We start from the raw sequence: 536 nt of genomic DNA on the forward strand, positions 1-536 counted from the left end.
ATCAAACTCGGTACCAATAACGAGTGCAGACGCATCAGACACATCTAACTGGTAGATGTCTGCCATTTTAGATTCTTCTTTTGAACGTCTAATGACAAAAACACCCGTGGCGTCTGCCGAAATTTGATTAATACCACCGACGTTACTCAGTGCTTCAGTAAGGCTCATACCACTGCGATCAATTTTCAGCAGTTTTGGATCATTGACTTCACCCATCACGAATACCTTTTGTGCGTCATTACGTGGGATGTGGACAATGTCGCCCGGTTTTAGAAGACGGTTTTGAGTGAGATCACCTTGTTGCATTAGTGCATAAAGCGAGATGTTTTCAACCACCCCATTACGTGTAAGAGTTGCATTGCGCCAGTCTGCCTCTTGAGCAAGTCCACCTGCGTGGTTTACTGCGTCTAGAAGTGTTAGTGGAATGTTAGTGATCGCTTGTTGGCCTGGCTTGTTCACTTCACCTGTAACATAGGTTTTTTTAGAGCGAAAAGCTGCGACGCTAACGTCTACTTGAGGACTTTCGATGTATTTTG

The 536-nt window shown here is 44.6% G+C and carries 1 protein-coding gene; it reads right to left on the reverse strand.

Translation table 11 applies throughout. The features are described from left to right. Window positions 1-536, reverse strand: a 536-nt coding sequence (locus tag R7Q46_RS29835; protein ID WP_318078675.1) for an SLBB domain-containing protein, incomplete at both ends; no start/stop codon positions are given.

It is taken from the genome of Vibrio sp. 811, assembly GCF_033339195.1.